The 5,128-nt window shown below is 75.6% G+C and carries 5 protein-coding genes; 1 reads left to right on the forward strand and 4 read right to left on the reverse strand.

Annotation, left to right across the window (positions count from 1 at the left end):
- Window positions 1-20: 20 nt before the first annotated feature.
- The 3 genes from ACW0Q9_RS29000 to ACW0Q9_RS29010 form a co-directional block, all read right to left on the reverse strand.
- Window positions 21-719: a hypothetical protein gene (locus ACW0Q9_RS29000; RefSeq protein ID WP_456186701.1), complete on the reverse strand. Its 699-nt coding sequence runs from the start codon at window positions 717-719 to the stop codon at window positions 21-23.
- Window positions 720-913: 194 nt separating this feature from the next.
- Window positions 914-2,965 (reverse strand): amylo-alpha-1,6-glucosidase, encoded by a 2,052-nt coding sequence (locus ACW0Q9_RS29005; protein WP_456186703.1) that lies wholly within the window; start codon window positions 2,963-2,965, stop codon window positions 914-916.
- A complete protein-coding gene (locus ACW0Q9_RS29010; protein WP_456186705.1) occupies window positions 2,962-3,339 on the reverse strand; it encodes an SCP2 sterol-binding domain-containing protein in 378 nt (125 codons plus the stop codon). Before ACW0Q9_RS29010 ends, ACW0Q9_RS29005 begins: the two co-directional genes overlap by 4 nt.
- Window positions 3,340-3,504: 165 nt before the next feature.
- Between ACW0Q9_RS29010 and ACW0Q9_RS29015 the strand changes: the two genes are divergently transcribed.
- A complete protein-coding gene (locus ACW0Q9_RS29015; protein ID WP_456186707.1) occupies window positions 3,505-4,389 on the forward strand; it encodes an ABC transporter substrate-binding protein in 885 nt (294 codons plus the stop codon).
- Window positions 4,390-4,473: 84 nt separating this feature from the next.
- On the opposite strand, the gene ACW0Q9_RS29020 is transcribed toward ACW0Q9_RS29015, so the two are convergent.
- Window positions 4,474-4,869 (reverse strand): hypothetical protein, encoded by a 396-nt coding sequence (locus ACW0Q9_RS29020; RefSeq protein WP_456186709.1) that lies wholly within the window; start codon window positions 4,867-4,869, stop codon window positions 4,474-4,476.
- Window positions 4,870-5,128: the final 259 nt, after the last annotated feature.

Raw genomic sequence — 5,128 nt, forward strand, 5'->3', positions numbered from 1 at the left:
CCGGTGGCGGGGCTCACCGGTCAGCGCACGACGAGGCGCCTGCTCACCGCGGCGACGCCGTCGCCCTTGACCTTCAGCGTCCAGGTGCCGGCGCCGCCGAACACCACGACCGCCTCCGCCTCGCCGTTCGCCTCCGCCTTGACCTCGGCGGCCCGCTTGCCGGCCGGGTTGAGCACGTAGAGCGTCCGGGCGCCGGTGGTCTTGTTCGTCACCCGGAACTGGATCTTCTCGCCGGGCTCCGCGATCAGCCCGTCGGCGCCGGTGATCCCGGCGGCCGTCAGCTCGACGGCGACCTCCCGGTCGTACGCCGTCTCGGCCGCGGCGCTGGCCACGGTGCCGTCGTCGGAGACGGTGATCCGGGTCCGCACGCCGTCGCCCTGCCGGCCGGGCCGGCAGGCGACCTCGTAGAGGCCCGTGGCGAGGGTGGCCCGCAGGTCCTGGGTCTTCCCGGGGGCCACGTCGGCCGCCTCCGCGACCACCTTGGTGAACCGGGCGCCCTTCTGGCCGTAGACGTACACCGCGGTGGACTGCTGCCCCCGGTTGGTCACCGCGAAGGTGACCGCGCCCGGGGTGAAGAGGGTGGTGGCGACCTCGCAACTGGTGTCGGTGGCGGTCACCGGGACCTCGCCGCCCTTCGGGGCGGGGTCGTCGTCACCGCAGGCGGTGAGGGCGGCGGTGGCGCAGATCGCGGCCACGACGGCGGCGGTACGGCTCTTCATGGGCTCTCCGGAGCGGAGGTCAGCGTGCTGACCAGGACGGGCGCCGACAACCGCCCCGGCACACCGCCCGGGGGGACTCGGCGGAGTCAGGAGAGTCTAAGCGGGCCGCTCGTCCTGGCAAGGGGAGAGGGCCGGCGATCTTTCTCGTCGCACGCCCCGGCGGTGGGCGGGCCGGGGGTGCCCGCGCCGAGGCGTCAGCGACCGGGGTGGGCCAGCCCGCTGCCGATCACGTCCCGCCGGCCCCACCGGCCCGGCACGTCGAGCAGTTCCACCCGGCCGAACCGGGTGGGCACCCGCGGCGCCATCAGCAGGTGCTCGCCGGCGGCCTCCAGCCCGAGCAGGGCGCGCAGCAGCAGGAACGGGGCGGCCGTGGCCATCGCCTGCGGGCTGTTCGCGGTGGGCAGGCGCACCGGATACTCGGTCAGCTCGCGCGGGTAGCCGGCGAACGCCTCCGGCAGCTGGCCGTGGAAGTAGCGGGAGGCGTCCACGATGGCCTCGGCGACCCGGCCCGCCTCCTCGGCGAAGCCGTACCGACGCAGGCCCCAGGCGATCACGGCGTTGTCGAACGGCCACACCGCACCGACGTGGTAGCCGAGCGGGTTGTACCGCTCCTGTTCGGTGGCCAGGCTGCGGATCCCCCAGCCGGAGAAGAGCCGGGGCCCCAGCAGGTGACCGGTCACCCGCGCGGCCCGCTCCGCCGGCACGATGCCGCTCCACAGCAGATGGCCCATGTTGGACGCCAGCGCGTCGACCTGCCGGCCGTCACCGTCCAGGGCGAGCGCGTACCAGCCCCGGTCGGCGATCCAGAAATCCCGGTCGAAGCGCTCCCGCAGGGCCTCGGCCTCCCGCTCCAGCCGGTCGGCGTACACCGGGTCGCCCCAGAACCTGCGGGCCATCCGCGCGCCGCGCAGCTTCGCGTCGTACGCGTACCCCTGGAGTTCGCAGGTGGCCAGCGGCGGGTCGGGCAGCCGGCCGTCGGCGTAGCAGATCGCCTCCGGGGAGTCCTTCCAGCCCTGGTTCGCCACCCCGGTGCGCTCGTTGCGCCGCAGGTACCGGACGTAGCCGTCGCCGAGCAGGTCGCCGTACTCGTCGATCCACCGCAGCGCCGCCCGGGCCTCGTCCTCGTACTCCCGCACGAGGCCGACGTCGCCGGTCCACCGCTCGTACTCGTCGAGCAGGATCACGTAGAGCGGGGTGGCGTCGGCGGTGCCGTAGTACGGGGACTGCGGGCGCTCCTCGAAGGCCACCATCTCCCCGTAGCGGAACTCCCGGAGGATCTTGCCGGGCTCCTCGTCGCGGAAGTCGTCGAGCACCGCGCCCTGGTCGATGCCGAGCATCCGCACCGTCGCGGACGCCAGCTCGGGCGCCACCGGGAGCGCCATGAAGCTGGTCAGGATGCTGTCCCGACCGGTGATGGTGGCCGCCCAGGGCAGGCCGGCCGCCGGCATCACCTGATCGGGCAGGGTCAGCGGCGAGTAGCGCAGCGCGGCCAGGTCCACCAGGCTGCGCCGGTAGGCGTCGGTCAGCGCCTCCCAGTCGCAGGTGAGCTGCGGCGTCCGGGACAGCCACCCGGTCAGGTCCTGCTGCCGTTCGCCGGCACTGGCCCGGGGCCGCCGCTCCAACCGCTCCCGGACGTCGAGGCCGTCCGGGCGCAGCACCAGCGACCGCACCCGCAGGGTCGTCGTCCAGGCCTGCTTGGGCGCCAGCGGGACCGTCCAGGTGAGACCCCGCTCGTCCACCCGGACCGGCTCGCTGCTGGTCACCACCGTCTCCCGGTGGAACCTCTCCCGCTGGTAGCCGAGGCGCAGGCCGCGCTCCTCCAACCGCTGGTAGAGCCGCCCCGGCGGCGTACGCTCCGTGGCGACCCCCAGGATGGGCGCGAAGTCGCTGCCCACGTCGAGCCGGACGGTGTACTCCACCGGCACGTGGTGGTGGTTGAGCACCGTCAGCCGCTCCTCGAAGGCGCCGCCGGTGATCGCGCGCTCCCGGATCACCGACGACTTGGCGTCCACGTAGTGCGTCGGCGCGCCTGGCACGAGGAAGAACCGCAGCTGGAGGTGGTCCCGCTCGGCGATGGAGAGCGGGTTCAACCGGTCGCCGTCCAGGGTGAGCCGCCAGACCGACAGGAACCGGGTGTCGAAGTCGAAGAAGCCGACCGGGTTGGCCACCGTGGCCTCGAAGTCGCCGTTGTCCTCGCTGAGCACGAAGACGTTGCCGTCCAGAACGCGGACCAGGTTCGGGTTCATCCGACCGTCCCGCGCTTCCCGCTGACGGCCCGCGGGTGCCGCGCACCGGGCGGCGCCGGGAAGAGCCGCTCCAGCAGCACCACGAACCGGAAGCGCCCCTCGGCGACGATGTCGTTGCGCAGCCAGGCGGGGAGCGGCTTGGCCTCCCCGCGGCACATCCGGAGGAAGAAGTCCCGCCGGGTCCGGATCACCGTGTCGGCGTCGCGCCCGCCGCGCTCCACCGCGATCCGGCCGTCGTGGATGGTCAGGTGCCAGACCTGGAGCGCGCCGGCCTCCTCCAGCTCGAACCGGATCGTGCCGGCGGTGCGGCGCAGCAGCCGCTCGGGTGCCTGCCGGGCGAGCTGCGCGAAGAACGCCTCGATCGGATCGGACACCGCACCCGCCTCCCGGAAGAGGGCCGTCGCGCCGCCGGCACCGATGCTCCACGGGCCACCACGGCGGGCGCGTCCGCACCGCGCCGGGCGCCGCCCCAGACTAACGCCGGGCCCCGGCGCGGACCCGGGGATCGGGGGAACTGCGGAGGCCGGCAGGATGGCGGGATGCGCCTGGTCTCCCTGCTCCCCTCGGCCACCGAGATCGTCTACGCCCTGGGGCTCGGTGACGACCTCGTCGGGGTCACGTTCGAGTGCGCGGTGCCACCCGTTCACCGGGCCGGCACCACGGTCGTGGTGGGCGGCCGGGACACCCGGGGCATGAGCCCCGGCGAGATCGACGCCTACGTCAGGGGCCAGCTCGCCGCGGGTGCGGACCTGTACACCCTGCACGCCGGCGCGCTGGCCGGGCTGGACCCGGACCTGATCCTCACCCAGGACCTGTGCCGCGTCTGCGCGCTGCCGTCCGGCCGGGTCGCGGACGCCGTCGACCACCTCGGCTGCCGGGCGGAGGTGCTGTCGCTCGACCCGTACACCCTGACGGACGTGCTGGGCTCGATCCTGGCGGTGGGCGCGGCGGCCCGGGTGCCGGACCGGGCGGAGGCCCTGGTGGACGCGCTGCGGGCGCGGCTCGCGGCGGTCCACGCGGCGGTGGCCGGGCGGCCTCGGCGGCGGGTCGCCGTGGTGGAGTGGGTGGACCCGCCGTTCGGCGCCGGGCACTGGATCCCCGACCTCGTCGAGGCCGCCGGCGGCGAGCCGGTGGCGACCCACCCCGGGGCCCGGTCCACGCCGACCACCTGGGCGGCGCTGCGGGCCGCCCGGCCCGAGGTGGTGCTGGTCGCGCCGTGCGGCTTCGACCTGGACGGGACCGCCGCGCAGGCCGCCGGCGTGGCCGCGCGGTTCCCCGGCGCGGAGGTCTGGGCGCTGGACGCCGACGGGCTGATCGTGCGGGCCGGCCCGCGCCTGGTCAACGGCGCCGAGGCGGTCGCGGCGATCCTGCACCCGGACGCCGTGCCGGCCCCGCCGCCGGGCGCGGCCCGCCGGGTGGCCTGAACCGCTGCACGGCCTGACCGCGGCGGCGGCGGTGCCGCCAGCTCGGCGAGGTGGAGCGGACGGGCTGGAGCGAGATCCGGCGGGTCAGGCGGCGCGGCGCGCCGGCCGGCCGTCGCGACCGAGCGGGGCGAGCCGGCGCCAGCGGGGCAGCTCGGTCACCACGGTGGCCGCCGCCAGCACGGTCACCGCGATCGCGACCGGTCGCGGCCAGGCCGCCCAGGCCGCGAGCACCGCGGCGACCAGTTGCAGCAGCACCAGCGCGCCGGTGACCAGCCCGGGCACCGGCACGATCACCTGCCGCTTGTCGCCCGGGGTGGCGAACACGGTGGGCAGGCCGATCAGCAGCACCACCGAGGCGACCGCCAGCACGACGGAGTGCGGGGCGAGGGCCCACGGGGTGGCGACCCAGGCGACCAGCTCGGTCAGGAAGCGCAACGCCGAGGGCAGGTCCGGGCGACCCGGCCGACCGTTGTCGATCATGGCTGCCAGTATGCCGCCCCACCGGGCGCGGCGGCGTCCCGGAATCCCGCTTCCGCGCTGTACGCGCGAACGCCGCCCCCGGGGGCCGGGGACGGCGTTCGTGTCGGTACGCGGACGGGACCGGTCAGGTCATGTCGTCGTAGCGGCGTTCGATCGGCGCCGGGGCGGCGATCGGCTCGGGCGCCCCGACCGGGGTGCTCGCCTCGACCCGGCCGGAGGCCCCGACCGGCTCGACGGACAGGTCCAGCGGCGACACCTC

Source organism: Micromonospora sp. I033 (genome assembly GCF_053890995.1).

Coding starts and splice junctions, on each gene's coding strand:
- ACW0Q9_RS29000 (WP_456186701.1), bottom strand. CDS start 719: ATGAAGAGCCGTACCGCCGCCGTCGTGGCCGCGATCTGCGCCACCGCC.
- ACW0Q9_RS29005 (WP_456186703.1), bottom strand. CDS start 2,965: ATGAACCCGAACCTGGTCCGCGTTCTGGACGGCAACGTCTTCGTGCTC.
- ACW0Q9_RS29015 (WP_456186707.1), top strand. CDS start 3,505: ATGCGCCTGGTCTCCCTGCTCCCCTCGGCCACCGAGATCGTCTACGCC.
- ACW0Q9_RS29020 (WP_456186709.1), bottom strand. CDS start 4,869: ATGATCGACAACGGTCGGCCGGGTCGCCCGGACCTGCCCTCGGCGTTG.